The organism is Streptomyces sp. NPDC043685 (assembly GCF_056436585.1).
In genome coordinates this window covers 33,831-57,838 of sequence record NZ_JBWKCH010000009.1, presented here as the reverse complement: position 1 = coordinate 57,838, position 24,008 = coordinate 33,831, and the positions used below count along the sequence as shown (strand labels likewise).

Genomic DNA, 24,008 nt, shown 5'->3' with positions numbered 1-24,008 from the left:
CGCCGTCTCGCCCACCGGACAGAGCGGGCCGGGTCCGCCGTGCCCCTGCCTACCCGGCCAGCCGGACGTCGGAACCCTTCACCGTGATCTCGACACCGTCCGGGGCGGCCTGGACCGTGTCCAGCTCGATGCCGCCGGGCAGGCCGTCGATCTTCTGCTGGAAGTCGGTGATCGCCCGGACCTTGTTCTCGGCGATGTCGACGCCGCCGAACTCGGGAAGGCCGTCGGCGTGCACCCGGACCGTGCCGTCCACGACCTTCACCGAGCTGAGCACGGAGACCGGCTCCGGCAGCTTGGTGCCGAGGACCGTGGCCTCGACGGTGACCTTGATCTTGCCGTTGCCGCCGTCGGAGAGGCCGACGACCTTGGCGGTGACGCCCGGGGCGACCTGGGTGGGCTCGGACTTGGCCGTCTTCAGCAGCTCGTCGTAGGCGATGGTCGCGGTGCCGGTGGCGCTGGAGGCGGTGGCGGAGCTGTAGTCGCCGGAGAACTCCACGCCCTTCATGTCGGCCTGGAGGTCGTCGATGCGGATCTTCTGCTCGCCGTCGCCCGCGGCGGCCTCGTAATCCTTGATGCCGACCTCGACGTCGTCCAGGGAACCGCCGACTACCTGGGTGAGGAACGGGAAGCCCTTGATCGACACGTCGGGGGTGGCCGACAGGTTCTCCGTCGTCCTCAGCCGGTCGGCGGCCTCGTCCTCGGCGAAGCCGACCGCGACGCGGTCGGCGATCACGAAGAGCCCGCCCAGGATCACGACGAAGATCAGCAGTATTCGCAGTGCGCGCATTGCGGTGTTTCCCCCACCCAGTCGGTTAGACGGCGGTGCCCGACGACCGGGTGGCCGTCCCTTGCGTGAGGGTAACCCCGCGGGGAAGAGGAACCGGAGGATTGTTGATCATCTGTGACAGGACGGGCGCCCGGCGTCCTGCCACAGAGGGAGCTACGCCAGCGCCCTGCCCAGGACGTACACCGCGGGCGCCGCCGCGGCCAGTGGCAGGGCCACGCCCGCGGTGAAGTGGACGAAGCGGGACGGGTAGTCGTAGCTCGCGACCCGGTGGCCGATCAGGGCGCAGACGGCGGCCCCCGCGCCGAGGAAGGCGCCCGGGGTGCCGAGGCCCGTGACCGCGCCCATCGCGATGCCCGCACCCGCAGCCGCGAGCAGGGACACCACCACCGACGCCGGGGTCGGCAGCGGCAGCGCGCGGGCCAGGACGGCCACCGCCACGGCCACCGCGCCCACCGTCACCGCGTCCGCGTCGGCCGCGAGGTAGCCGCCGGCCACGATCGCCAGCGCCGAGGCCGCGACCGTCGCCATCAGGCCGTACATCCGCTCGTCCGGGTCGGCGTGCGAGCGCAGCTGGAGGACCAGCGCGAGCAGCACCCACACCCCGATCGTGCCGAGGATCGCCGACGGGGAGCGGCCCGAGACCAGCAGCGCCGCGTCCGCGGCCAGCGCGCCCGCGAAGCCCAGCGCGATGCCCTGCCGGGCCGGCCACATCCCGTTCAGCCGGAACCAGCCCGCGGCGGTGACGGCCTGGAGGATCACCAGCGGCACGAGCAGCGCGTACGTCCCGACGGCCGCCGCACCGGCCAGCAGCAGCCCGAGCAACGCCGTCAGCGCGGCAGGCTGCGCCCCGGGCTCGATGATCGGGGAGCGCCCCTCGGCGCGGGCCCGCTGCGCGTCGGTGACGCGCGCGTTCCCGCCGACGGTGGCGGGACCGTAGCCGGTGGCGGAGGCGTCGGCTCCGGCCGGCGCCCCGGACGCCTGCGGCGTCAGGGGAGTCTGCGGCGACTGCGGCGGCCGGGGCGACTGTGGCGTGAGAATCGCCGTCTCCGGATCCGGCGCATGCGCGGACACCGCCTGGTGGTTCTGCGTCTCCCAGGTCTGTCCCTGCCACTGCTGCGTGTACTGCTGCGCGGCGTGCGGGTCCTCGTACCCCTGGTGGCCCTGCCCGGGCCACGCCTGCGGCTGCTGCCCGTAGGGGTCGTAGCCGTCGTACGGCTGGTGGGGCTGGTTCGGCTGGTCGGTCATCGTCATCCTCCTGCGAACGGCGGGAGCACCTCGACCGTGCCGCCGTCGGCCAGCCGTACCGTCTCATGTCCACGGGTGCCCACCGGGTCACCGTCCACCAGGAACGAGCACCGGCGCAGGACGCGCTCGAGCTCCCCGGGGTGGCGCTCGCGCACCCCGTCGAGCGCCTCGGCGAGCGTGGCCGCCTCGTAGGGCTCCTCGGCCACCCCGGCCGCGGCCTTCGCGGCGGCCCAGTAGCGCACCGTGACCTTTGGCATCTGCTTCCTCAATGAATTCCGACGGTGAACCCCGTCAGGCTAGCCCGCCCGGCCGACGCCCCACTCCCCGATCCGGGCCAGGAGTTCGTCGCCCGCCGCGTGCTCGGCGTGCCCCATGCCCGGCTCCAGCCACAGTTCGCCCTGGTCACCGGCGGCCGCGGCCAGCATCCGCGGATGGTCGACCGGAAAGTAGCCGTCGGCGTCGCCGTGCACGATCAGCAGCGGGGTCGGGGCGATCCTCGGCACCGCCTCCACCGGTGAGAGGGGCACCGGGTTCCAGTCGCGGTGGTGGATGCGGGTGCGGAAGCCGTAGCGGCCCACGATCCGCCCCTCGGGCCGGGTCACCAGCCAGTGCAGCCGCCGCATGGGCGCGGTGCCCCGGTAGTACCAGCGGGCCGGCGAGCTGACCGACACCACCGCGTCCGTCCGCCCCGGATGCAGCGCCGCGTGCCGGAGCACCACCGAGCCGCCCATGGAGAAGCCCACCGTCACCACGCGCGTGTGCCCCTGGCTCCGCGCCCAGGCCACCGCCGCCGCCAGGTCGAGCACCTCCCGGTCGCCGACCGTGGAGTGCCCGCCGGACATGCCGTGCCCGCGGAAGGAGAAGGTGACCACGCCCCCGTGGAGGGCGAACGCCTCCGCGATCCGCCGCACGTGCGGGCGGTCCACCGCGCCGGTGAACCCGTGGGCGACGACGAACACGGGATGAGCGGAAGGAGTCCCCGAGGTGTCGTACGCGGCCGCTCCGGGCTCGTACACGGCGTCGATCGCCACACCGTCGGACGTCCTCAGAAACGCCCTCGACGACATCCGCACAGGCTTTCCCCCACCCGTCTCGACATGCGGACGATCGGTGGAACGCGCCACATGACCTGCCGGACCAGAGCTCATGTGGGCTATTCTGCTGGGCAGAGGACTCGGGCACCGTAGCCCCCGGGTCCTTTTGTGCTTTCGGAAGCGTTGTATACGACGCGGGAAACCGCAGGTGTACGGGGCCTTCGGGATCGCAGAGCGGTGCTGTGCCAACAAACGTCCTCGCAGGGACCGAGGAGGAACCAGACATATGAGTTCTCTGCTGCTCCTGACCAACGCCCTCCAGCCGTCGACGGAGGTGCTTCCCGCCCTCGGCCTGCTCCTGCACAACGTGCGTGTGGCCCCCGCGGAGGGCCCCGCCCTCGTCGACACCCCCGGCGCCGACGTCATCCTCGTCGACGGCCGCCGGGACCTCCCCCAGGTCCGCAGCCTGTGCCAGCTGCTGCGCTCCACCGGGCCGGGCTGTCCGCTCGTCCTCGTCGTCACCGAGGGCGGCCTCGCCGCCGTCACCGCCGACTGGGGCATCGACGACGTCCTGCTCGACACCGCCGGTCCCGCGGAGGTCGAGGCGCGGCTGCGCCTGGCCATGGGCCGGCAGCAGATCGTCGGCGACGACTCCCCCATGGAGATCCGCAACGGCGACCTGTCGGTCGACGAGGCGACGTACTCGGCCAAGCTCAAGGGCCGCGTCCTGGACCTGACCTTCAAGGAGTTCGAGCTCCTGAAGTACCTCGCGCAGCACCCCGGCCGGGTCTTCACCCGCGCCCAGCTGCTCCAGGAGGTCTGGGGCTACGACTACTTCGGCGGTACGCGCACGGTCGACGTGCACGTCCGGCGGCTGCGCGCCAAGCTCGGCCCCGAGCACGAGTCGCTGATCGGCACCGTCCGGAACGTGGGTTATCGATTCGTTACGCCGGAGAAGGTGGAGCGGGCCGCCGAGGAGGCGAAGGCCAAGGCCGCCAAGGCAAAGCCGGACAGCGCGGACAAGTCGGCCGACCGGGAGGCCGCCGACGCGAGCGCCAAGGCGTAACGAGGCGTACAACGGCGCCGACCTGGGCATCGCTTCCCGCACGGGGTGCCCCGGACGGCGGTCGGGATATCGTACGGAACCTCCTTTACGCCCTGCCCGGAGCGGGTATATCCGCGTAGACTCCGCGCGTGGCCAAGGTGACTCGGGATGATGTGGCGCGGCTGGCAGGGACTTCCACTGCCGTGGTCAGCTATGTCATCAACAACGGACCCCGGCCGGTCGCCCCGGCCACGCGCGAGCGTGTCCTCGCCGCGATCAAGGAACTGGGGTACCGGCCCGACCGGGTGGCCCAGGCGATGGCGTCCCGGCGCACCGACCTCATAGGCCTGATCATCCCGGACGCCCGCCAGCCCTTCTTCGGGGAGATGGCGCACGCGGTCGAGCAGGCCGCCTCCGAGCGCGGGAAGATGGTCCTCGTCGGCAACACCGACTACGTGGGCGAGCGCGAGGTCCACTACCTGCGCGCCTTCCTCGGCATGCGGGTCTCCGGCCTCATCCTCGTCAGCCACGCGCTCAACGACCTGGCCGCCGCCGAGATCGAGGCCTGGGACGCCCGGGTGGTGCTGCTGCACGAGCGGCCCGAGGCCATCGACGACGTGGCCGTCACCACGGACGACCTGGGCGGCGCCGAGCTCGCCGTCCGGCACCTGCTGGAGCACGGCTACGAGTACGTCGCCTGTATGGGCGGCATAGCCGAGACCCCCGCGGTCGGTGACCCGGTCTCCGACCACGTCGAGGGCTGGCGCCGCGCGATGGACGACGCCGGGATCTCCACGGAGGGCCGCCTCTTCGAGGCCCTGTACAACCGCTACGACGCCTACCAGGCGGCCCTGAAGATCCTCTCGGGGCCCGAGCGGCCACCGGCGATCTTCTGCTCCACCGACGACCAGGCGATCGGCCTGCTGCGCGCGGCGCGCGAGCTGCGCATCGACGTGCCCGGCGAGCTGGCGGTGGCCGGCTTCGACGACATCAAGGAGGCGGCGCTCACCGACCCGCCCCTGACGACGATCGCGTCCGACCGTCCGGCGATGGCCCGGGCGGCGGTGGACCTCGTCCTCGACGACGGGCTGCGGGTCGCGGGGGCCCGGCGCGAGCGGCTGAAGGTCTTCCCGTCGCGGCTGGTGACCCGGCAGTCCTGCGGCTGCGCGTAGCCTCCGGCGGGTGAGCCCGGGCCTCTTTATATCGGGCATACGAGGTTCTGTCGGGCTTCTCAGGGAGCACTCAGGAAGCTCTCATGGTCGGGCGACAAGCTCGGTTCCATGACCGAGAGCTTCCACCGCAGTGGCGAGTACGAGAACCCTTACGAGGGTCAGCAGCAGGCCCCGGTGAACCCCGAGTGGCCGCCCCCGCCGGCGTACGCCCCGGCGCATGCTCCGCATCCGAAGAAGCGCGGCCGTGGCCCGCTCGGCCTGATCGCCGCCGTGGCGATCGTCGCGGCGGCGATAGGCGGCGGCACCGCCTACGGCATCCAGGAACTGACCGGCAACGACACCGTCGCCTCCAGCTCCACCAGCACCACCGTGGTCCCCTCCAGCCAGAAGGGCACGGTCGCCGGGGTCGCGAAGGCGGTCAGCCCGAGCATCGTCGAGATCAGCGCCGACTCCAACGCCGGTTCCTCCACCGGCTCCGGCGTGATCATCACCAGCGGCGGCGAGATCGTCACCAACAACCACGTCGTCGCCGGGGCCTCGCGGATCAAGGCGACGACCAGCGACGGCAAGTCGTACACCGCGAAGGTCGTCGGCACCGACAGCAAGAAGGACCTGGCGCTGATCAAGCTGGAGAACGCCTCCGGTCTGAAGGCGGCCACGCTCGGCGACTCGGCCGGACTCCAGGTCGGCGACCAGGTCGTGGCGATCGGCTCGCCCGAGGGGCTGTCCGGCACCGTCACCAGCGGCATCATCTCGGCCCTCGACCGCGACGTCACCGTCCCGACCGAGGAGGGCCAGGACCAGGGCCAGCAGCAGTGGGGGCAGGGGCAGGGCGACCAGTGGCCGTTCGAGTTCGGCGGGCGCCAGTTCAACGGCGACACCGGGTCCAGCACGACGACGTACAAGGCGCTCCAGACCGACGCGTCCCTCAACCCGGGCAACTCCGGTGGTGCGCTGATCGACATGAACGGCAACATCGTCGGGATCAACTCCGCGATGTACTCGCCGACGAGCCAGGCCTCCTCGTCCTCCGACGCGGGCAGCGTCGGCCTGGGCTTCGCCATCCCGATCAACACGGTCAAGGCCGACCTCGCGAAGCTGCGGGCGGGTGCGACCGACTGAGTCGCGGCCAGCGACAGCGACGACAGCGAGGAGCAGGGCGATGATCGAGCAGGTTGCGCACACGGAGCCGGGCGGGGACCCGGCGGGGATCGGGCTGCCCCTGGCGGTGGCGCACGAACCGCACCCGCCGACGGGCCGGGCGGCGGAGGTGGCGTCGGCGGGGACGGCAGCGGCCCGCCGGGCGTCCCGCGGGGCGACGGCCCGACGCCGTGCGGGACGGGGCTGACGCGCTTGCCGTCGCCCGCACCGATCCGCCTCCGGCGCCCGGGCCTCGGGCCTCGGGCCTCGGGCCACGGGCCACGAGGGTCGCTTCTCCCGTCACCGCCCGCCACCGGGCCGAGGCGCCTCCGGCGTCGTGCTTCACCGGCGGACGTTCCTCCCCCTCGCCGCACGCCGCCGGGCTGATGCTCCTCCCGTCACCGCCCGCTGACGTGGGACGCTGAGAGCGTCAACGCAGCACCCCCGTCCCCCTTCATCCCCTAGGACTCCCGACCCATGAGCCCCGCAGACGGTGACCGTGACCCGCAGCGCATCCTGATCGTCGACGACGAGCCGGCCGTACGCGAGGCGCTCCAGCGCAGTCTCGCCTTCGAGGGGTACGGGACCGAGGTCGCCGTCGACGGGGCGGACGCGCTGGACAAGGCGGCGGCCTACCGGCCCGACCTAATCGTCCTCGACATCCAGATGCCGCGCATGGACGGCCTGACGGCGGCCCGCCGCATCCGCGCCACCGGGGACACCACGCCGATCCTGATGCTCACGGCCCGTGACACCGTCGGCGACCGTGTCACCGGCCTCGACGCGGGCGCCGACGACTACCTCGTCAAGCCCTTCGAACTCGACGAACTCTTCGCCCGGATCCGCGCGTTGCTGCGCCGCAGCTCCTACGCGGCGACCGTGGGCGCGGCCGGCCCGGCCGACGAGGACGCGCTCACCTTCGCCGACCTGCGCATGGACCTGTCCACGCGTGAGGTCACGCGGGGCGGGCGCCAGGTGGAGCTGACCCGGACGGAGTTCACGCTCCTGGAGATGTTCATGGCCCATCCGCGCCAGGTCCTCACCCGGGAGCAGATCCTCAAGGCCGTCTGGGGCTTCGACTTCGAGCCGTCGTCGAACTCCCTCGACGTGTACGTGATGTACCTGCGCCGCAAGACCGAGGCGGGCGGTGAGCCGCGGCTGGTGCACACGGTGCGGGGCGTCGGCTATGTACTGCGGCAGGGCGGCACCGAGTGAACAAGGTCGTGCGCCGGTTCCGCTCCCTGCCGATCCGCTCCCGGCTGGCCCTGCTGGTGGCGGCGGCCGTGGCGTTCGCCGTGGCGGCGGTCTCGGTGACCTGCTGGTTCATCGTGCAGGGCAAGCTGTACGACGAGATCGACAACGACCTGAAGTCGTCGGTCGCGCCGCTGCGCCCGGACGAGTTGCAGGCGCTCACCGGCGATTGCCGTCAGACGCCTTCCGACGCGCTGGGCATGGGGTCGCGGCCCAAGACCTACGGGCAGCTGGTCCGCGTCGACGGCACGCTGTGTCTCTTCCCGTCCTCCACGACCCGGATCCGCGTCACCGGCGACGACAAGGCCGTGGCCAGGGACCCCGACCCGAACCAGGGCCGCATCCGCGACGGCACGGACGACCACGGCAACAGGCTGCGCGTCCTGACGACGGCGGTCGTCATCAAGGACGATCACCTGCCCCCGGGCGTCGCCGCCGACTACTCCCTCGTCATCGCCCTGCCGCTCAAGGGAACGCAGTCCACGCTCAACGAACTGGCGCTGATCCTCCTGCTCGTCTCCGGGGTGGGAGTGCTCGGCGCCGGGGCCGCCGGACTGGCCGTCGCCCGGGCCGGGCTGCGCCCCGTCGACAAGCTGACGGACGCCGTCGAACACGTGGCCCGCACGGAGGATCTGAACATCCGCATCCCCGTGGAGGACGACAGCGAGGACGAGATCGCCCGTCTGTCCCACTCCTTCAACGCCATGACCTCGGCCCTGGCCAGCTCCCGCGACCTCCAGCAGCAGCTGATCGCGGACGCCGGCCATGAGCTGCGCACCCCGCTCACCTCCCTGCGCACCAACATCGAACTGCTCACCCGCAGCGAGGAGACGGGCCGGCCGCTTCCCGAGGCGGACCGCAAGGCCCTGCTCGCGTCGGTGAAGGCGCAGATGACGGAGCTGGCCGCACTCATCGGCGACCTCCAGGAGCTGTCCCGCCCGGCCACGGGCCAGCACGCGGGCCGGGCACAGATCGTCGCCTGGCAGGACACGGTCGAGTCGGCGCTGCGGCGGGCCCGGCTGCGCGGCCCGGAGCTGACGATCACGGCGGACATCGAGCCCTGGTTCGTCCGGGCGGAACCCTCCGCCCTGGAACGGGCGGTGGTCAACATCCTGGACAACGCGGTCAAGTTCAGCCCGGCGGGCGGCACGATCGAGGTCCGTCTGTCCGAGGGCGTCCTCACGGTCCGCGACCACGGCCCGGGCATCCCCGCCGACGAACTCCCCCACGTCTTCGACCGCTTCTGGCGCTCCCCGAGCGCCCGGGCGCTGCCGGGTTCGGGCCTGGGCCTGTCGATCGTCGCGCGTACGGTGCAGCAGGCGGGGGGCGAGGTGTCGCTGTCCCACGCCGAGGGCGGCGGCACGGTGGCGACGGTACGGCTGCCGGGGGCGGCGGTGCCTCCGCCGGAGGATCCTCCTACTTCTTGACGTGGGCGAGGAACGACGCCCAGGGGCTCGCGCCGAACACGAGTACCGGACCGTCGGGCAGTTTGCTGTCCCGGACCGGAGCGGTGCCGGGGCAGTTGGCGGCGATCTCCAGGCAGTTCGTCTGGCCCCCGTCGCTGTAGGACGACTTGCGCCACACGGCGGTGCTGAGGTCGAGGGTTCGGTTCATGATCTGCACTCCTCCAAGAGACGCTTGATGAACGCTGTCGACTCCTCAGGAGCCAGCGCCGCGTCCCGGACGAGATCGTAGGACCAGCGGAAGGACAAGACCTTGTCCGGGTCGTCGATCAACTCGCCGAAGCTGTTGCCTTCCACGTAGGCAACGGGGTCTCCGACTCGTTGCCACAGCAGCGTGAGGTGGCTGTTCATGAGGTCATGCACGCCTGCCGTGTGAGGCAGTACCTGAAGCACGACCGATGGCAGCTCGGCACCGTGCGGGCATAGTCCTCTGTCTGCAACAGCCCAGGCACCGCCAGTTGGAACATCCACATGACCCGAGCCGTCGCCTCCAGGTCCATGAACGCCTTGTACTTGTCCTTGATGACCTCCTTGCGCGCGTCCCGCCACAGGCGCAGGAGCAGATCACCGGACTCGAAGTAGCTGTCGAGGTCCTCCATGACCGACCGCTTGGACAGCCTCTCTCCCTTCTCCAGGCGAAAGAGATAGCTCTTGTCGTACGACGTCTCCGCCGACAACTGCGCAAGCGTCTTGCCCGACTTCTCCCGCAGGAACCGCAGCGTCCGTCCGAGCTCGGCGCGCCTCGACTCCCGCTGCTCGTCAACAAATTCGCCCATGTCACCCCTCCCCGTTGCCTGGCGCCCGGACAACGCCAGCCCTCTTCCAGAGCGTACGCGCGGTCCGTAACCATCAAGGCACGAAGGGTGATCACCGCTCGCCAAACCCCTTGCCTGGCCCCCGGAAGGGACACCTCCATGCGCCTACGCCTGCTCACCGCCCAACTCTGCGAGTCCCTCCTGCTCACCCTCGTACGGCTCCTGTTGCCCGCCCGGGGGCGTCACCGATCCGCCACCCCTGTCCTGCGGTCGTCGCCCCCGCCCGCGCGTCCCCCTCGCGCCCTCCACGTGGAGTCCCTCGAAATGGACACCCCCCTGGTCCGGCCCTACCTCCACGGACTGGAGGTCCACGCATGAGGCTGCTCCCCTGGACCGGGTCCGACGGCAAGCCCTGCTACCTCAGCACCGACAGCCCCGACAGCCGGCTCTCGCAGCTCGCCGACGACGTCGAGGCCGCTCAACTGGCGTCGGCCGAGCAGGTGCTCGCCGGAGCCGGAGCCGTACTGGGCGACCCCGAGGCCGGGGAACGCGCCGTGCGTTTCGCGTTGACGCGGGCCCTGGAGTCGCTGGGGGACGTGCTGCGGATCGCGATCAGCCGGAAGGGATGACATGACCCGGCAACCTTTCCTCCGGGGGCGGCGACTCATCAGCGGTCATTCCCCCACATGGAACGGATCGCCGCATGAGTGAGCCGCGCAGCAGCGCCCAGCACCGTCGTCGCAGAAGCCGTACCGCCCTGGCGGTCGGGGTCCCCCTGGCCCTCACCGCCGCCGGTACCCTCGCCTACGGCACCGACCTCGGTGTCCTGGGTTCCACCGGCCGGCAGGCCTCCGCCGCCGCCCCGTCCTGGGCCACCGACACCGCCGACGGGTTCGCCTCCGTCAACTCCCTCGGGCAGAACGGGACCTACGGCGGCCGGGGCGGGAAGACCGTCACCGTCAGGACGCTCGCCGATCTGGAGAAGTACGCGACCGCGGCCGAGCCCTACGTCATCGTCGTCGCCGGGACCATCACGATGAACCCGGTCGGCAAAGAGATCAAGGTGCGGTCCGACAAGACCATCGTGGGTCAGGGGACCGCCGGGCACATCGTCGGCGGCGGGTTCTTCCTCGGCCAGGGCGTGCACAACGTGATCATCCGGAACCTGACCATCCGGGACGCGTACCAGGGCATCTGGAACGACAAGGAGCACGACTTCGACGCGATCCAGATGGACGGCGCCCATCACGTCTGGATCGACCACAACGATCTGCGGCACATGGCCGACGGGCTCATCGACGTCCGCAAGGACAGCACGAACGTCACCGTGTCGTGGAACAAGCTCAGCGACAACAACAAGACCTTCGGCATCGGCTGGACCGAGAACGTCAAGACCGACATCACGATCCACCACAACTGGATCCGCGAGACCGAGCAGCGCAACCCCTCCACGGACAACGCCGCCCACGCGCACCTGTACAACAACTTCCTGGAGGACGCCCCGGGCACCGGCATCAAGTCCTCGTACGGGAACTACTCGCGCGGCGGCACGAGGATGGTGCTCGAGAACTCCCTCTTCCAGGGCGTGAACAACCCCGTCATCAAGGACGGCGGCGCCGCGATCGTGCAGCGCGGCAACGTCTTCACCGGCACCAGCGGGCGCAACGAGAGCGGCGGGAGCGCCTTCGACCCGAAGACGTACTACCCCTACACCCTCGACAAGGCCGCCGCCCTTCCGGCGCTCCTGAAGTCCCAGGCCGGACCGCGTGCTTCCCTCGGCACCACCACCGCCTCCACCAGGGCCGCGGCCGCCACCACCCTCACCGTCGCCCAGGACGGCAGCGGCCAGTACCGCACCGTGCAGGCCGCCGTGAACGCCGTACCGGCGAACAACCCCTCCCGCGTGGTGATCGCCGTGAAGCCCGGGACGTACCGGGAACTGGTGAAGGTGCCCTCCAACAAGCCGCACGTCACCATCCGGGGCACCGGCAGCAGCCGCAAGGACACGACCATCGTCTACAACAACGCGTCCGGGACCCCGAAGCCAGGCGGCGGCACCTACGGCACGGGCGGCAGCGCCACCGTCGCCGTCGAGGCGGACGACTTCCAGGCGCGCAACCTGACCATCTCCAACGACTTCGACGAGAAGGCCAACCAGAACATCAAGGACCGGCAGGCCGTCGCCCTGCGGACCGCCGCCGACAAGGTGTTCCTCGACGGGATCATCGTCAGCGGCGACCAGGACACCCTGCTGCTGGACACCGCGTCGAAGGACCGGCTGGGCCGGGTGTACGTCGGCAACTCCTACGTCGTCGGCAACGTCGACTTCATCTTCGGCCGGGCCACGGCCGTCGTCGACAAGTCCGTCATCACGCTGAAGAAGCGCTGGGACGGCGCCTCGGGCGGTTACATCACCGCGCCGAGCACCGCCGCGAACCGCAGGGGCATCCTGATCGCCAACTCCACGGTGAACGGCGACGTCTCGGCCGGGACCTTCCACCTCGGCCGGCCCTGGCACGCGGGCGGGGACGCGTCCCTCGATCCGCAGACCACGGTCCGCAACACCAACCTCAGCAACGCGATCAAGTCCACGCCGTGGACCGACATGAGCGGCTTCTCGTGGAGGGACGACCGGTTCGCCGAGTACGGCAACCACGGCGCGGGTGCGGGCCCGGCGAGCGCCGACCGTCCTCACCTGTCCGACGCGCAGGCCGCGAACCAGGAGGTCGCGGACTGGCTCGCGGGCTGGACGCCTTCGGCGTCCTGAAGACTCCCTTCCGGGTCCGGCTGACGAGCGGCGCCGGACCCGGAAGGGCCACCATGGATCCGCTGGGACCTACTGCTTCCAGGCGTAGTGCAGCCGGTCCAGGCCGCTCTGGTTGTTCACCGTCAGGCTGAGGTTCGTGCCCGTGCCCTGGAGCGTGGTGAGGGAGTAGGTGTCACCGTTGCGCAGGCCGGGCCAGTAGACCGAGCCCAGGCCCAGCTCCCGGATGGTGTCGGTCGCGGCCTGGATGTACGCGATCTCGTTGGAGCTGCCCGCCGGGCCGTTGTAGTCCAGGCCGGTGGTCATGGAGGCACCGAACTCGTCGAGGATCGTGCGGGAGGCGCAGTCGCCGATGCGGCTCTTGAAGTCCGCCTTCCACTGGTCGACGCTGGTCCAGTCGGTGTGCCAGAAGCCGTAGTTGTGCAGGGCCAGGCGGGTGCCCTTCAGGCGCGGGTCGGCGCAGACCGGCTTGACGTCCTCGCTGTACTTGTAGCCGCCGATCAGGATGCGGTCGCGGGGCACGTTGCCGTGGGTGCTCACCCACTTCGCGGCGATGTCGGTCCACTCCTGGGCGGTGTAGCCGAACGGCTCGTTCATCGGCTCGAAGTACACCTTGGAGTTGCGGGCGTAGGCGGAGGTGATCCGCGCCCACATCCGGTCCCAGGAGGCCTGGTCGTCGATCTTGCCGTCCTTGGCGTTGTCGGCCTCCCAGTAGCCCAGGACGACCTTGAAGCCCTTGGCGGTGGCGGCGTCGATCGCGCCCCGGTACGACTTCCAGAACGGGCCGTTCACGGAGGTCGGATTGACCGGCAAGCGGACGGTGTTGGCGCCGAGCTTGGAGAACCCGCCGATGATCGCCTTGGACTTGGCGTAGGTGGTGGCGTAGCTGTCGGAGGTCGACAGACCCGAGGGCACGACCGCGTCATGGGCGTAGTTGTCGCGCGGGTCGGCCCAGTTGACGCCCTTGAAGTCGCTGACGGGCGGCGGGGTGGCGGGGGATGCGGCTGCGGGAGAGGCGAGGGCCCCGCCGAATGCCGTGACGCAGGCGAGCAGCGCTCCCAGGCCGGCTGTCCCCCGGTGAGTCTTTCGTGACACGACGTCCCCTTCTGAGCAGTACGTTCGAGCGAACCTCGCGTACAGATCGGCGGCTCGTTGGCTCCCGCAAACTAGAAGAGGACTCGAACAGAGCTCAACACATCAGCACACCAAATTTCATCAAGAAGGCAGACCGAGAGCCCGAACGCAGCCTAGGAGCCCACGGTCAGCCCGGTGCCCGACACCCGCACCCGGATGCCGTCCTTCTCCACCCGCACGTCCCGCAGCCGCACGTTCCCCTGCTCCGGCTCGGGCAGTTCGAACGCCAGGGACAGCCGGTCGGCCAGCACCGGGCGGGTCAGACCCGTCAGGGAGTCGAGCAACTTGGGGTCGAGACCCAGGCGGCGCATGACGTCGGGGTGCTCCAGGGCCAGGTCGATGAGGTTGAGGCGGGCAGCCTGGCGGGCGAAGCGCGGGGAGCCGGTCAGTTCGGTGAGCTTGCCGTCGTCGGCCAGGGCCTCGCGCACGGTCGCCTCGGGCACGCCCATCCGCCGCACGATGGCCGGGACCGACAGCAGCGCCTTGGCCTTGCGGGTCTCCCGGGCGAGGTCGGCGGTGCCCTTGGGTGTCAGGTGCAGGCCCTCCGAGGGGCGGGTGCCGGGGCGGTAGGTGGCCAGGTCGCCGATGTCCAGGCGCATGTTGCCGATCTCGGTGGCGATGCCCCGCTCGCCCTGCCGCTCGATCCGGGCCTCGGCGCGCAGCCGCAGGTCGTGCCCGGCGACGGGCAGGGTGCCGTCCGCCCGGACGCGGTCCCGGCCCTCACCGGTGAACGTCACCTGGGAGGCGCCGAGTTCGCGGTTGAGGTCGGCGAAGGTCAGCTGGACCTCCCCGTCGAAGCGGGGGACGTGGGCGCCGCGCACGGAGGTGGGGCCGTCGGCGTCCAGCCTCACGTCGTGGGCCGTGGCCGACACCTTGGCCAGGGAGACCCGGTCGGCGGCGACGTCCGGGACGGTCACCTTCACCGACTCCAGGCGCTTGTCGGCGAGCTGGGTGAGGAAGGGGAAGCCGCCGATCTCCACCTCGGGCGCGGCGGCCAGGTCGAGGCGGTCCTTGAGGGTGCCGGCGGCCCGGTGCTCGGCGTACAGCACGGCCCAGCGGTCACCGAGGGCGGCGAAGGAGGCCAGGACGGCCAGGCCGACCACCGCCTTCACCGCGAGCGGCAAACCAGAGAAACGATTCTTCCGGCGCCGCCTGCCGCCACGGCGGTGGTCCGGCGGAGTCCAGGCGTCCTCGGCGCCCGCATCCGGTTCCTTCGCGAGGAACTCCTCCAGAGGGGTCTCCTCCAAAGGCCCGTCATCGAGGGCGGCGAGCTCCTCGTACGGGTTCGGACGGGGATGCGCAGCTACGTGGTGGGGGGTACGCATCGATCCATCCGATCATGCGTACCTCCCCCACCCGCAACCTGAACCCCGGGTATGCGACTTACTTCACGATGGTGATGCGGTCCGCCTTCGGCGGGGCGATCGGGTTCGACGCCGAGGAGTTGGCCGTCAGGTACTGCTCCAGGGCGGCCAGGTCGTCGCTGCCGACCACGTCGTTCGTGCCCTGGCCGAGGGTCGGGAAGCCGTCGCCGCCGCCCGCGAGGAAGCTGTTCGTCGCGACGCGGTAGGTGGCCGCCGGGTCGATGGCCGCACCGTTCAGCCTGATGCTGTCCGTGACCACCCGGTCGGCACCGGACTTGGTGAGGTCCAGCGTGTAGGTCAGGCCGGACGAGACCTGGAGGACCTTCGGGGCCGCCGCGTTCGGGCCGGACACCTGCTCCTTGAGCGCCTGGATGACCTGCGCGCCCGTGAAGTCCTGGAGGTTCACGGTGTTCGCGAACGGCTGGACCGTGAAGCCCTCGGCGTAGGTGACGACACCGTCGCCCTCACCGGCCTTCGCCGCGTAGGTCAGCGGGGCGCGGATACCGCCCGGGTTCATCAGCGCCAGGTCGGTCTCCGGGTCGAGCTGCTTGCCGTGGGCGAGCTGCGCGTCGGCGATGAGGTCGCCGAGCGGGGACTCGGTGCCGGTGTTGCCGATGTCGCCGGAGATGTAACCGATCGGCTTGTTGCCGATGGGCGCGGCCAGCGTGTTCCACTTGCTGATCAGCTCGGTCATGTCGGGCGCCTTGGGGACGTCCCGGGTGACCACGCGGTTCGCGGACTTCACCGCCGTACGGGCGATGTCGCCGGTCCTGCGGTCGTAGGTCAGCGTGGTGTCGGTGTAGAGGCGGCCGAAGGACGCGGCCGAGGTGACCATGCGGGGCTTGCCCGCCGGGTCGGCGATGCTGCACACGTACGCGTTGTGGGTGTGGCCGGTGACCAGCGCGTCCACCTGCGGCGTGACGTTCTTGGCGATGTCGACGATCGGCCCGGAGATGCCGTCGCCCGCGCCCGGGGAGTCACAGTCGTAGTTGTACGACGTCGACGCCGGGAAGCCGCCCTCGTGGATGAGCGCGACGATCGACTTCACGCCCTGCTTCTGGAGCACCTTGGCGTACTTGTCGATCGTCTCGACCTCGTCCTTGAAGGACAGGCCCTTGACGCCCTCGGCGGAGACGATGTCCGGGGTGCCCTCCAGGGTCACGCCGATGAAGCCGACCTTGACGCCGTTCTTCTTCCACACCCAGTAGGGCTTGAGGATCGGCTTCTTCGTCTTCTCGTCGAGGACGTTGGCCGCGAGGTAGGGGAAGTCGGCGCCCGTGAACTTCTCGTCCGTGTAGCAGCCGTCCTTCGGGTGGCAGCCGCCGTTCTGCAGGCGGGCCAGCTCCTTGGCGCCCTCGTCGAACTCGTGGTTGCCGACGGAGGTGACGTCGAGGTCGAGCTTGTTGAGCGCCTCGATGGCCGGCTCGTCGTGGAACAGCCCGGAGATCAGCGGGGAGGCGCCGACCATGTCGCCGCCGGCCGCGGTGATGGAGTACTTCTCGCCCTTGCGGGCCTGCCGCAGATGCGTGGCGAGGTACTCGACACCGCCGGCGTCTATGGTCTTCGTCGTGCCGTCGGGCTGCGTCTCGGTGACCCGGCCGGAGGAACCGGCGGGCGGCTCCAGGTTGCCGTGCAGGTCGTTGAAGGACAGCAGCTGGACGTCCTGGTAGCGGCCGTGGCCGTACCCGCCCTCGTGCTGGTCCTCCCCGGCGCTGGCCGAACCCGGCAGCGCCGCGGCGGCCAGCGCGCCGACGGTGACCACACCGGCGGCGAGAGCGGCGAAACGGTTCGTACGGCGTCTCCGGCGCTCCGGATGCGCCGGTGAAGTGGCTGGCATACGCCCCCCTGTGGGTCTGTCGGACGGTGATGTCGTCCGGCGCAGCCTAGAGTCAACGCGCGTAGCGCGACAGGTGTTTCGTGGTTACGACCTGGTTGCTTCTTTGCCGCCGTTTTGCCGGTGGTGCCCCGTACCCTCGTACGCATGACCAGCGACGACACCGTACGGCCCGGACGCCCCCGCTCGATCGAGACCCTTGCCGCGCTCTCCGCGGAGCAGACCGAGGCCGTGCTCGGACTGCTCGAGGAGGCGGCCCGGACCGACGGGCAGCAGGCGGTGTCCGAACAGGGCCGGTTGCAGCTGCGGGGCGGCGAGCGTGCGGGCGTGTCCCATCTGCTGCTCACCGCCGGTGGGGAACTTGTCGGTTATGCCCAGTTGGAGGACACGGACCCGGTGGAGCCGCCGGCCGCCGAGCTGGTGGTGCACCCCGGGCATCGCGGGCACGGGCACGGGCGGGCGCTCGGGTCCGCGCTGCTGGCCGCGTCGGGCAAGCGGCTGCGGGTGTGGGCGCACGGCGGGCACTCCGCCGCCCGCCACCTCGCGCAGGTCCTCGGCCTGACGCTCTTCCGTGAACTGCGCCAGATGCGGCGGCCGTTGACCGACTTCGACGCGCCCGAGCCGGTGCTCCCCGAGGGTGTCACCGTGCGGACCTTCGAGCCCGGCCGGGACGACGCGGCCTGGCTCGCGGTGAACGCCGCCGCCTTCGCCCACCACCCCGAGCAGGGCTCCCTGACCCAGCGCGACCTCGACGACCGCAAGTCCGAGCCGTGGTTCGACCCGGCGGGCTTCTTCCTCGCCTTCCGCGGCGACGAACTCGTGGGCTTCCACTGGACGAAGGTGCACGCCGAGGAAGGCCTGGGTGAGGTCTACGTCCTCGGCGTCGGCCCCGGCGCGCAGGGCGGCGGCCTCGGCAGGTCCCTCACCACGATCGGGCTGCGGCACCTGGCGGGGCAGGGGCTTCCGACGGCGATGCTGTACGTCGACGCCGACAACAAGGCGGCGGTGTCGGTGTACGAGCGGCTGGGGTTCACCACGCACGAGGTGGACCTGATGTACCGGACGGAGACGTGAGCGCTCCCGCGGTGCCGGGCCTGTGTGTCCGCCCTGCCGTCGCATCCGACCTCGCGGCCCTGGTCCGGCTCCGCGACGACGCCGCCCGCTGGATGCTGGCCCGTGGCGTCACCGGCCAGTGGCGGCCGGGGGAGCTGGACGAGGAGCACTTCCGCCGGGTCATGGCGCACGGCGAGGTCTGGCTGGCGGAGAGCGGCGGGCGCCTCGCCGGTGCCTGGGAGCTGTGGTGGGAGGACGAGGACGCCTGGGGTCCGCAGCCGCCGGTGGCCGGGTACGTGCACCGGCTGATGGTGGACCGGAGCACGGCCGCGCCCGGGGCGGGCCGGCTGCTGCTGACGGCCGCGGAACACCGTGTGGCCGAGGCGGGGCGGACCGCCGTGCGCCTGGACTGTCTGGCCACGAACACCCCGCTCACGGCCTACTACCAGCAGGCCGGTTACCGGGTCGTGGGACGCAAGGAGGGCAAGCCGCAGCCGGGAGGGGCGCCCAAGTCCTTCACGCTGATGGAGAAGCGGCTGGGGTAGGCGCGCTCCGGGCCCAGGCCGGACGCCAGGTCGTTCCCTCCGGCGGCAGCGGCCGGGTCGCCGCCAGGTGGTCCCGCAGCGCGGTCAGGCCGGGGTGCGGGTTGTCCGTGCGCCAGAGCAGGGAGTGCGGGTAGACCGGGACGGGGTCACGCAGCGGCACGAGCCGCAGGTCGTGGCCGGCCGGCCAGACGTGCGGGGTCCGTTCGCTGAGGAAGGTCGCCACGGTCGGGGAACCGGCGATGGTGTCGAGGAGCGCTTCCAGGCCGAAGTTGGGGCCGATGGTGTCGATGGACGGCCCGAACTCGGCGGCGAGCGCCTCGTAGTAGGCGTGCCACTCGGTCCCGGGCACGTTGCCGGGCATCCAGATCCGGTGCCCGGCCAGCTGCGCGGGGGACACCCAGGGGGCCCGGGCGAAGGCGTGCCCGGGGCCGACGCACAGGTGCAGCGGCTCGTCGAGGACCGGGACGGCGCCGATGCCGTCGGGGAGCCGGTGCCCCGGCATGGTGACGGCCCGGAAGGTGGCGTCGACGGCCCCGTCCCGCACGGCGGTCACGGCCGTCTCCACGTCGAACAGCGTGACGACGTCCAGCGCGATCTCCGGACGCGCCCGGTGGAAGCCCTGCACGAGTCCGCCGGTGGCGGCCCGGCGTCCCACGACGTCGACCCGCAGTGCCCGGTCCCCCGGACGCACCGCGGCGGTGGCCCGTTCCGCCGCCTGGAGCAGGACCCGGGCGTGCGGCAGCAGGGCCTGCCCGTCGATGGTGAGTTCCGCGCCCCTCGGCGTGCGGACCAGCAGCCGCACCCCGAGGTCCTTCTCCAGCGCGGCGATCCGCTTGGAGACGGCCTGCTGGGTGAGGGCCAGGTCCACGGCGGCCTTCTGGAACTGCCCGGAGTCGGCGATGGCGACGAAGGCACGTACGGCTTTGAGGTCCACGAAGGGCAGCCTAGCCGCACAACACGTGGTTGTCGGGCAGTTCGTGAGGTAGCAGTCTGTGAGGCAGGACAGATCCGGTGCACAACCACTGGATGTGCACCGGCTTCTCCTAGAGCCGGATCCTCCGCCGCAGCGGCTCCCCCCAGCACACCGCGCCCAGGACCGCGGCCCCCGCCAGCACCACGGCCCACCGGTCGTGGGCCGCGGCCCACCGTTCGTCCGCCACGGATACGAACAGCGCCCAGCGCCCGGGCCAGAACAGCATCACCAGGACGCCTGCGGTCAGCAGCCCGCCCGACACCGGCAGTCCGGGCCGGGTGACCTCGCTGAAGCGCACCGCGACCGCCGCGCCGGTCACCGCCAGGACACAGGCCGCCCCGGCTTCGAGGGTGATGTCGCCGACCGGGGGCCGCACGCCCGGCGGCACGAGCAGCAGGGCTGCCGTCCACCAGGCCGCAGCGGCCGGGGCGGCCAGGGCGACACGCAGGGCGGTCCGGACCGGGCGCGGGGTCGGCACGGCGGCCGTGGTGTGCCGGGCCGGGTCGTCCAGGAGGAAGGCCAGGCCCACCGCGAAGGCGAGGATCGCGGCCCGCAGCAGGTACAGGGAGAGCCGCTCCGCGCTCTCGCCGGTCCGGGTCAGCGCGGCGAGCAGCAGTCCCGCCGCCCCGGCCGCGCCGACCGTGCCCCATGGCACCGTCCGGTGGACGGGGAGCACCAGGTGCCGGTTCAAGAGCACTTGTCCTCCCCCTCGGGCGCGGGCAGGCCCAGCAGTTCGGCGGCCCGGGCCGCGGTGACCTTCGGCGCGGTCAGTTCGTCCCACCGCTCCTTGACCCGTGTGCCGGCCTCACCGCGGGGCAGGTCGAGCAGCGCGCGCAGCACCTCGGTCTGGGCCTCGGTCATGTACAGCCCGTTCGTGGGCTGGAGCACGTAGTCGGAGCCGGTGACGGTGTCGTTGAGACGGACGCGGCGCAGCGCGGCGAGCGGGTCGGATTCCCAGCCCACGGCCAGCCACATGAGGGGGACGATCCGGCCGTCGCAGATCGAGGTCGCGGCCTTCTCGTCGCCCGCGATCAGCACACCGGCCACGGCGGCCGAGAACTCGGGGACGCGGTTGCCGCCCCACTGGGTGCCCACCGTCACCTCGTGCGGGCGCCTCAGGGGTTCCAGAGCCGCGTCACCGGAGAGGCCGTAGCGTGCGTCGACCCGCTGCCGTACGACGACGTCCTGCTCCTGGGCCCTGCCGCCGGCCAAGGAGCGGACCCGGTCCACCACCGCGGCCCAGTCCCCGACCCGTGGCGCCCACTCGGGGAACGCGCAGTAGGTGGAGCCGTCCCGGCGGACACAGGACTGCACCTGCTCGGGGTGCACCGTTGCGCGCTCGCGCGCCTCGACCAGTTCGGGGGAGTCGCCCGCCGACTGGGCCACTCCGCCCACCAGCGTCAGGGCCAGCGCCCCGGCGACACCGGCGAGCACGGCCGGCTTGCGGCCACCGGCGACCAGGACCGCCACCAGGCCCAGGAGCAGGGCCAGTCCGGCGAGGTACAGGGCGTGCCAGGCGGCCGGCCGGCCCATCAGGTCCGACGGCAGGGTGGTGGAGGTCGCCTCCTCGACTGCCGGCAGCAGCCACCTCGCCCCGTAGTCCAGGCCCGAGAAGAAGAGGAACAGGAACAGGAAGAGCACCACCAGCAGCGGCGCCACCAGAGCGGACCGCACCAGCCCTGCCACGAGCAGCCCGGCCAGGCCGAACAGCAGGACCGTCAGCGGCCCGACGAGCAGTTCGGCCACCGACCCCTGCCCGATCGCCCCGGGCCGCAGCGCCTCCCACCCGAACTGTCCGGCCACGCACACGGCGGTGACCAGGGCCGCGGCCACGACCGACAGGGCGTGGGCGACCGTACGGCACCAGTGCGGGAGCACCAGCACCGCGAAGTGCCGTTCGGTGCCGTGCCGTCGGGAGCGCAGCGCGGCCTGGTTGACGGACAGCAGGACCGCGAGGCCGACCAACATCGGGGCGCTCTGGGTGGCGCGGTCCGCGTCCTGGAGGGCCGGGAAATCGCCCCAGGCCCTGCCGGCGCGCCACACGGTCCAGCCGAGGTACACGGCGAAGGCGAGCAGCACCGGAATCCGGGTCAGCAGCCGGCGCGTCTCGAACAGGGCCAGGGCGAGCACGGCCTTGAAGGCTCCGCCGGGCTCGTTCCGTATCGCCGGTGCGAGCGGCTTCTCCACGACCGCGGTCATGCCGCCACCTCCGCTCCGGCGTCGTCGAGCGTGAGCAGGTAGCCGTCCTCCAGAGTGGGTTCGAGCAGTTGGGCGCCGGGTGGCGGGTCCCCCACGTTGCGGAAGGTCCCGGTGCCGGTGCGCCACCCCGCCTTCGCGCCCGGGTCCCGTTCGGTGCTGCTCCACACGCGCCCCGCGGCCCGGGCGGTCAGCTCGGCCGGGGTGCCCTCGAACCGCACCCGCCCGCCGGCCATGACGATCACGCGGTGGCAGAGCATCGCCACGTCCTCCGTCTGGTGGGTGGACAGCAGCACCGTCCGCCCCTCCCCCGCTCCGGCGATCAACTCCCGGAACCGCATGCGCTGTTCGGGGTCCAGCCCCACGGTCGGCTCGTCGAGGACCAGGAAGCCGGGGTCACCGACCAGGGCGGCCCCCAGGGCGACGCGCTGCCGCATCCCGCCGGACAGCTTGCGGATCCGCTTGCCCCGCACGTCCGCCAGGCCGACCTCGTCGAGCACCCGCCGCACCTCCCGGTGCCGGGCGCCCCGGTCGGTCATCTCCTTCAGGATCGCCACGTAGTCGACGAACTCGAAGGCGGTGAAGTCCGGGTGGAAGCCCGGCGTCTGTGGCAGGTAGCCCAGCCGGCGCCGCACCTCCTGGCGGCCTCGGGCGGTCCCCGGGTCGTGCCCGAGCACGGTGAAGGCGCCCCGGTCGGCGGGCAGGGCGGTGGCCAGCACCCGCAGCAGTGTGGTCTTGCCGGCGCCGTTGGGCCCGAGCAGCCCGGTGACGCCGCCGGTCAGCCGCAGCGACACGTCGTCGAGGGCGCGGGTGCCGCCGTAGCTGAGGCTCAGCCCGGAGGCGGACACGGTCGGGGTCATACGGCACGTCCCTGGAAGAGGTCGAATCGGTCACGGAACAGGAAGAGCAGCCCGGCGGCGAGCGCGGCGACCGTCGCGGCCACGCCCTGCCCGGCGAGGGTGAACGGTGCGAGCGGCACGTCCGCCCCCGTCCGCAGCGCGTCGGCCGTCAGCAGCAGCCCGACCCACGCCCCGCCCACCAGGGACGGCGCGAGCACCGGCCCCAGCCGGGGCGTCAGCGCGAGCCCGGTCGCGGTGAGCGCCAACGCGGGCAGCAGCCAGGCCAGGGCGCGCAGCCCGTAGGCGGGCAGTGCCAGGGTGGCCAGCCCGTTCAGCCCGAGCACGACGGCGAGGACGGCCACCGTCCGGATCATCAGCAGCCGGAACCCGTGCATCGGCGCGACCACGGTCATCTCGTACGTCGGATCCAGCACGGGTCCGTACGACAGCGCCACCCCCGCCAGCGGCAGCAGCGGCGCGAGGGCCAGGAACGGCGTGGGGAACTCCCCGCCGCGCACGGCGTGCCCGGCCCCCACGCTCAGGAGCAGCACGGCGACGACCGCCCCGAGCCAGGACCCGCGCAGCACGGGCGTCGCCGCCAGCAGCCGCGCGGTGTGCCCGGCCACGCCGAGCCGCACGAGCAGCCCCTCCAGCAGCCCGGCCCGGGGCGCGTCCAGCTCGGTGTCGAGCCGGTCCCACCCCGCGTCGAGGACGACCGGGTCGCTGACCTCCGCCAGCACCTCACGGCACCGGGCGCACGAGGCCAGATGCGCGTCGGCGGACCAGAGCACAGGGGGCTGCAACTCCCCTCGCGCATAGGCGCGCAGATCCTCTTCGGCCACGTGCCAGCTCATGCCAACGCCTCCCGCAACTGCTTCCGGGCGCGCATCGCCCGTGTCTTGACCGTCCCGGGCGGTATCCCGAGCAGCACCGCCGCCTCACGGGTCGTCAGCCCGTCGATGACGGTCGCCTGCAACACCGCCCGCAGCTCCGGCGACAGCCGGACCAGGGCCCCGGCGAGGTCCCCGTGCTCCACCCCCGCGAGCACGCGTTCCTCCGCCGACACCTCGTCCCGATGCCGCAGCCTCGCCAGGGCCTGCCGCAGCCGTCCCCGCGCCCCGTCGCCCCGCAGCGCGTCCACCAGCCGCCGGGAGCCGATGCGCCACAGCCACCCGGCCGCGTCCGCGGAACCGGCTTCCTCCCGGTAGCGGGCGGCGCCCCGCCACACCGCGAGGAAGGTCTCCTGCACGACGTCGTCGACGACGCCGAGGTCGGCGCACCGCCCCCGCAACCGGGCCCGGAGCCACGGCGCGTAGCGCCGGTACAGCTCCTCGAAGGCGCGCCGGTCGGCGTCCGCGGCGATGGCCCGCAGCAGCTCCCCGTCGCTTCTCGTATCGCTCACGTCTCCTCATCG

The 24,008-nt window shown here is 71.9% G+C and carries 27 protein-coding genes; 11 read left to right on the top strand and 16 right to left on the bottom strand.

From position 1 onward, the window contains the following. Nucleotides 1-49: 49 nt before the first annotated feature. The 4 genes from AC0665_RS27825 to AC0665_RS27810 form a co-directional block, all read right to left on the bottom strand. On the bottom strand, nt 50-787 hold the full coding sequence (locus AC0665_RS27825; protein ID WP_478705997.1) for an LmeA family phospholipid-binding protein: 738 nt from the start codon (nt 785-787) through the stop codon (nt 50-52). Between the two features lie 153 nt (nt 788-940). Continuing rightward, the gene (locus tag AC0665_RS27820) at nt 941-2,032 is read right to left on the bottom strand and encodes a hypothetical protein (protein WP_478705996.1); all 1,092 of its coding nucleotides are present in this window, start codon (nt 2,030-2,032) and stop codon (nt 941-943) included. A gap of 2 nt (nt 2,033-2,034) precedes the next feature. Continuing rightward, nucleotides 2,035-2,289, bottom strand: coding sequence for a MoaD/ThiS family protein (locus tag AC0665_RS27815; RefSeq protein WP_010036212.1), 255 nt, complete (start codon nt 2,287-2,289; stop codon nt 2,035-2,037). A gap of 39 nt (nt 2,290-2,328) precedes the next feature. After that, entirely contained in the window at nt 2,329-3,180 is an 852-nt protein-coding gene (locus AC0665_RS27810) for an alpha/beta hydrolase (protein ID WP_468636032.1), read from the bottom strand. A 172-nt stretch (nt 3,181-3,352) separates the two neighbouring features. On the opposite strand from AC0665_RS27810, the gene AC0665_RS27805 reads away from it, so the two are divergent. The 6 genes from AC0665_RS27805 (at nt 3,353) to AC0665_RS27780 (ending at nt 9,101) form a co-directional block, all read left to right on the top strand. Then, nucleotides 3,353-4,132 carry a winged helix-turn-helix transcriptional regulator gene (locus AC0665_RS27805; RefSeq protein WP_468412037.1) on the top strand — a complete coding sequence of 260 codons (780 nt, stop codon included), beginning with the start codon at nt 3,353-3,355 and terminating at the stop codon, nt 4,130-4,132. 128 nt (nt 4,133-4,260) lie between these two features. Next, nucleotides 4,261-5,283 carry a LacI family DNA-binding transcriptional regulator gene (locus AC0665_RS27800; protein ID WP_363119949.1) on the top strand — a complete coding sequence of 341 codons (1,023 nt, stop codon included), beginning with the start codon at nt 4,261-4,263 and terminating at the stop codon, nt 5,281-5,283. Between the two features lie 108 nt (nt 5,284-5,391). Then, nucleotides 5,392-6,405, top strand: a complete 1,014-nt coding sequence (locus tag AC0665_RS27795; protein WP_468412041.1) for a S1C family serine protease — start codon at nt 5,392-5,394, stop codon at nt 6,403-6,405. Between the two features lie 40 nt (nt 6,406-6,445). Continuing rightward, a complete protein-coding gene (locus AC0665_RS27790) occupies nt 6,446-6,631 on the top strand; it encodes a hypothetical protein (protein WP_468412043.1) in 186 nt (61 codons plus the stop codon). A gap of 269 nt (nt 6,632-6,900) precedes the next feature. Then, nucleotides 6,901-7,638 carry a response regulator transcription factor gene (locus AC0665_RS27785; protein ID WP_478705995.1) on the top strand — a complete coding sequence of 246 codons (738 nt, stop codon included), beginning with the start codon at nt 6,901-6,903 and terminating at the stop codon, nt 7,636-7,638. Next, complete coding sequence (locus tag AC0665_RS27780) at nt 7,635-9,101, top strand: sensor histidine kinase (protein ID WP_478607503.1); 1,467 nt, start codon at nt 7,635-7,637, stop codon at nt 9,099-9,101. Before AC0665_RS27785 ends, AC0665_RS27780 begins: the two co-directional genes overlap by 4 nt. On the opposite strand, the gene AC0665_RS27775 is transcribed toward AC0665_RS27780, so the two are convergent. The 3 genes from AC0665_RS27775 to AC0665_RS27765 are packed head-to-tail and all read right to left on the bottom strand — an operon-like array spanning nt 9,091 to nt 9,913. Then, a complete protein-coding gene (locus AC0665_RS27775; RefSeq protein WP_478607500.1) occupies nt 9,091-9,288 on the bottom strand; it encodes a DUF397 domain-containing protein in 198 nt (65 codons plus the stop codon). The genes AC0665_RS27780 and AC0665_RS27775 overlap by 11 nt on opposite strands. Next, nucleotides 9,285-9,488 carry a Scr1 family TA system antitoxin-like transcriptional regulator gene (locus AC0665_RS27770; RefSeq protein WP_478705994.1) on the bottom strand — a complete coding sequence of 68 codons (204 nt, stop codon included), beginning with the start codon at nt 9,486-9,488 and terminating at the stop codon, nt 9,285-9,287. The genes AC0665_RS27775 and AC0665_RS27770 overlap by 4 nt, the downstream gene beginning before the upstream one ends. Continuing rightward, nucleotides 9,485-9,913 carry a helix-turn-helix domain-containing protein gene (locus tag AC0665_RS27765; protein ID WP_478705993.1) on the bottom strand — a complete coding sequence of 143 codons (429 nt, stop codon included), beginning with the start codon at nt 9,911-9,913 and terminating at the stop codon, nt 9,485-9,487. Before AC0665_RS27765 ends, AC0665_RS27770 begins: the two co-directional genes overlap by 4 nt. Nucleotides 9,914-10,051: 138 nt before the next feature. On the opposite strand from AC0665_RS27765, the gene AC0665_RS27760 reads away from it, so the two are divergent. From AC0665_RS27760 to AC0665_RS27750, 3 genes are all read left to right on the top strand, one after another. Next, the gene (locus AC0665_RS27760; RefSeq protein WP_478607497.1) at nt 10,052-10,270 is read left to right on the top strand and encodes a hypothetical protein; all 219 of its coding nucleotides are present in this window, start codon (nt 10,052-10,054) and stop codon (nt 10,268-10,270) included. Then, nucleotides 10,267-10,521, top strand: a complete 255-nt coding sequence (locus tag AC0665_RS27755) for a hypothetical protein (RefSeq protein ID WP_478509649.1) — start codon at nt 10,267-10,269, stop codon at nt 10,519-10,521. Before AC0665_RS27760 ends, AC0665_RS27755 begins: the two co-directional genes overlap by 4 nt. 74 nt (nt 10,522-10,595) lie before the next feature. Next, complete coding sequence (locus AC0665_RS27750) at nt 10,596-12,659, top strand: pectinesterase family protein (RefSeq protein ID WP_478705992.1); 2,064 nt, start codon at nt 10,596-10,598, stop codon at nt 12,657-12,659. A gap of 69 nt (nt 12,660-12,728) precedes the next feature. Here the strand turns inward: AC0665_RS27750 and AC0665_RS27745 are convergent, their stop codons facing one another. From AC0665_RS27745 to AC0665_RS27735, 3 genes are all read right to left on the bottom strand, one after another. After that, nucleotides 12,729-13,751 carry a glycoside hydrolase family 5 protein gene (locus AC0665_RS27745; protein ID WP_478607492.1) on the bottom strand — a complete coding sequence of 341 codons (1,023 nt, stop codon included), beginning with the start codon at nt 13,749-13,751 and terminating at the stop codon, nt 12,729-12,731. 152 nt (nt 13,752-13,903) lie between these two features. Then, complete coding sequence (locus AC0665_RS27740; RefSeq protein ID WP_468412055.1) at nt 13,904-15,115, bottom strand: LmeA family phospholipid-binding protein; 1,212 nt, start codon at nt 15,113-15,115, stop codon at nt 13,904-13,906. Between the two features lie 58 nt (nt 15,116-15,173). Next, complete coding sequence (locus AC0665_RS27735; RefSeq protein ID WP_478705991.1) at nt 15,174-16,991, bottom strand: bifunctional metallophosphatase/5'-nucleotidase; 1,818 nt, start codon at nt 16,989-16,991, stop codon at nt 15,174-15,176. Nucleotides 16,992-17,135: 144 nt separating this feature from the next. Here AC0665_RS27735 and mshD point away from each other — a divergent pair, with 144 nt between their 5' ends. Both mshD and AC0665_RS27725 read left to right on the top strand, forming a co-directional pair. Further along, nucleotides 17,136-18,062 (top strand): mycothiol synthase, encoded by a 927-nt coding sequence (gene mshD, locus AC0665_RS27730; protein ID WP_478607485.1) that lies wholly within the window; start codon nt 17,136-17,138, stop codon nt 18,060-18,062. After that, a complete protein-coding gene (locus tag AC0665_RS27725) occupies nt 18,059-18,586 on the top strand; it encodes an N-acetyltransferase family protein (RefSeq protein WP_478705990.1) in 528 nt (175 codons plus the stop codon). The genes mshD and AC0665_RS27725 overlap by 4 nt, the downstream gene beginning before the upstream one ends. Here AC0665_RS27725 and AC0665_RS27720 read toward each other — a convergent pair. From AC0665_RS27720 to AC0665_RS27695, 6 genes are all read right to left on the bottom strand, one after another. Further along, a complete protein-coding gene (locus AC0665_RS27720; protein ID WP_478607482.1) occupies nt 18,558-19,520 on the bottom strand; it encodes a LysR family transcriptional regulator in 963 nt (320 codons plus the stop codon). The genes AC0665_RS27725 and AC0665_RS27720 overlap by 29 nt on opposite strands. Before the next feature lie 109 nt (nt 19,521-19,629). Beyond that, complete coding sequence (locus tag AC0665_RS27715) at nt 19,630-20,256, bottom strand: ABC transporter (protein WP_478705989.1); 627 nt, start codon at nt 20,254-20,256, stop codon at nt 19,630-19,632. Continuing rightward, the gene (locus AC0665_RS27710; RefSeq protein WP_478705988.1) at nt 20,247-21,758 is read right to left on the bottom strand and encodes an ABC transporter permease; all 1,512 of its coding nucleotides are present in this window, start codon (nt 21,756-21,758) and stop codon (nt 20,247-20,249) included. Before AC0665_RS27710 ends, AC0665_RS27715 begins: the two co-directional genes overlap by 10 nt. Next, the gene (locus tag AC0665_RS27705; protein ID WP_478607477.1) at nt 21,755-22,615 is read right to left on the bottom strand and encodes an ABC transporter ATP-binding protein; all 861 of its coding nucleotides are present in this window, start codon (nt 22,613-22,615) and stop codon (nt 21,755-21,757) included. The genes AC0665_RS27710 and AC0665_RS27705 overlap by 4 nt, the downstream gene beginning before the upstream one ends. Then, entirely contained in the window at nt 22,612-23,448 is an 837-nt protein-coding gene (locus tag AC0665_RS27700) for a zf-HC2 domain-containing protein (RefSeq protein ID WP_468636005.1), read from the bottom strand. The genes AC0665_RS27705 and AC0665_RS27700 overlap by 4 nt, the downstream gene beginning before the upstream one ends. Then, complete coding sequence (locus tag AC0665_RS27695) at nt 23,445-23,996, bottom strand: RNA polymerase sigma factor (RefSeq protein ID WP_363119966.1); 552 nt, start codon at nt 23,994-23,996, stop codon at nt 23,445-23,447. The genes AC0665_RS27700 and AC0665_RS27695 overlap by 4 nt, the downstream gene beginning before the upstream one ends. Nucleotides 23,997-24,008: the final 12 nt, after the last annotated feature.